1 protein-coding gene and 1 pseudogene are annotated in these 2,546 nt (G+C 65.5%); both read left to right on the top strand.

Annotated features, from left to right (window positions below; translation table 11 throughout):
- Positions 1-381 (top strand): annotated as a pseudogene (locus MOV74_RS35875) (tRNA(Ile)-lysidine synthetase); the annotation flags it as partial.
- Between the two features lie 290 nt (positions 382-671).
- The coding region (gene ftsH, locus MOV74_RS35870; RefSeq protein WP_246931961.1) for an ATP-dependent zinc metalloprotease FtsH at positions 672-2,546 on the top strand (1,875 nt) is incomplete at its 3' end.

Raw genomic sequence — 2,546 nt, 5'->3', positions numbered from 1 at the left:
ACAAGGCTGGCGCGGGCCAATGCGGCGGTCGAGGTGCTCGCCGACGGCGCCGAGCGCTTCCTCCGTTTGCGGGATCGCGACGTTGCGCCGCAGGCGGGCGTTCGAAGCTTCGAGGCCTCAAGCTTTGCCGTCCTGCCGGAGGAGGTCCGGCTGCGGCTCCTGCTGCGGGCCGTCAACGCGCTCGGACATGAAGGACCGGCGGAACTCGGCAAGGTTGAATCCCTCCTGGCCGTGCTCGATCAGGCCATCGCGGCAAGTCCTCGCGCGGCCGCAAATGGCCGGCCGGCCTTGCGGCAAACCCTTGCGGGAGCCTTGATCAGCCTTGCCGGCGGGCGTATCCACATCGGACCGGCGCCGGCGCGGCGCGGCAAGGGTGCTTGAAGGGTGCCCCCAGGGCCGCAGGAAGTCGGATCATGACACCGGCCATTTCGGCCCCGCCCCGTCAGGACACCTTAACCAGGCAGGAAAAACCCCGCATCGGGCGCCATTATTTCAGCGGGAATCGCTCTAAGATGGGCTAAATAGTCCCATCTCGTTCCCTTGGCAGCGACCGGGGCGGCACCTAGATTGTATGCGTCTAACCGAGAGGATTCCTTGGGGATTTTCTCTGGCTTGCCCAAGTAACTCCTGAAGGACCAGGCCGCGATCCGCGCGACCACGAAGGAAGATCGATGAACGCCAATCTGCGCAATTTCGCCCTCTGGGTCATCATTGTTTTGCTGCTGTTGGCGTTGTTCACGCTCTTCCAGAATCCGGGTCAGCGGGCCTCCTCGCAGGACATCGCCTTCTCGCAGCTCCTGAGCGAGGTTGACCGCGGCAACGTGCGCGACGTCGTGATCCAGGGCCCCGACATTCACGGCACCTTCACCAACGGCTCCAGCTTCCAGACCTATGCGCCGAGCGACCCGACGCTGGTGAAGCGCCTGTACGACAGCAAGGTGCAGATCACCGCAAAGCCGCCGGGCGACAACGTGCCGTGGTTCGTCTCGCTGCTGGTCTCCTGGCTGCCGTTCATCGCGCTGATCGGCGTGTGGATCTTCCTGTCGCGGCAGATGCAGGGCGGCGCCGGCAAGGCGATGGGCTTTGGCAAGTCGCGCGCCAAGATGCTGACTGAAGCGCATGGCCGCGTCACCTTCGAGGACGTGGCCGGCGTCGACGAAGCCAAGCAGGACCTTCAGGAAATCGTCGAATTCCTGCGCGACCCCGGCAAATTCCAGCGCCTCGGCGGCCGCATTCCGCGCGGCGTGCTGCTGGTCGGCCCTCCCGGCACCGGTAAGACCCTGATCGCGCGTGCGGTCGCGGGCGAGGCCAACGTGCCGTTCTTCACCATTTCGGGTTCGGACTTCGTCGAGATGTTCGTCGGCGTTGGCGCCTCCCGTGTGCGCGACATGTTCGAGCAGGCCAAGAAGAACGCGCCGTGCATCATCTTCATCGACGAAATCGACGCGGTCGGTCGTCACCGCGGCGCCGGCCTCGGCGGCGGCAATGACGAGCGCGAGCAGACGCTGAACCAGCTGCTGGTCGAGATGGACGGCTTCGAGGCGAACGAGGGCGTGATCCTGATCGCCGCCACCAACCGTCCCGACGTGCTCGATCCCGCGCTGCTGCGCCCCGGCCGCTTCGACCGTCAGGTCGTCGTGCCGAACCCCGACGTCGTCGGCCGCGAGCAGATCCTCAAGGTGCATGTCCGTAAAGTTCCGCTGGCGCCGGATATCAACCTCAAGACCATCGCGCGCGGCACGCCGGGCTTCTCCGGCGCCGATCTGATGAACCTCGTCAACGAAGCTGCGCTCACGGCCGCCCGCCGCAACAAGCGGATGGTGACTCAGGCCGAGTTCGAGGAGGCCAAGGATAAGGTGATGATGGGCGCCGAGCGCAAATCGCTCGTCATGACCGAGGAAGAGAAGCTGCTGACGGCCTATCACGAGGGTGGCCACGCCATCGTCGGCCTCAACGTCGTCGCGACCGACCCGATCCACAAGGCGACGATCATTCCGCGCGGCCGTGCGCTGGGCATGGTCATGCAGCTCCCCGAGCGCGACAAGCTGTCGATGTCTCTGGAGCAGATGACCTCGCGGCTCGCGATCATGATGGGCGGCCGTGTCGCTGAAGAGCTGATCTTCGGCCGCGAGAAGGTGACCTCAGGTGCGTCCTCCGACATCGAACAGGCCACACGTCTGGCCCGGATGATGGTGACGCGCTGGGGCCTGTCCGAGGCGCTCGGCACCGTGTCCTATGGCGAAAACCAGGACGAGGTTTTCCTCGGCATGTCGGTGTCGCGCACCCAGAACGCGTCGGAGGCGACGGTCCAGAAGATCGACACCGAGATCCGGCGTTTCGTGGAAGAGGGCTACAACGAAGCGACGCGTATTCTCACCGAGAAGCGCGCCGATCTCGAAGCTCTCGCCAAGGGCCTGCTCGAGTTCGAGACGCTGAGCGGCGACGAGATCGTCGATCTGCTCAAGGGCAAGAAGCCGAACCGCGAATCCGTGCTCGAGCCGACCACGCCGCGCGCCTCCGCAGTGCCCCCGGCCGGCAAGTCGCCG

This window comes from Bradyrhizobium sp. SHOUNA76, assembly GCF_023006445.1.
Classification (GTDB): domain Bacteria; phylum Pseudomonadota; class Alphaproteobacteria; order Rhizobiales; family Xanthobacteraceae; genus Bradyrhizobium.
The sequence above is the reverse complement of the archived record's forward strand: the minus strand, read 5'-3'. Positions and strand labels throughout refer to the sequence as shown.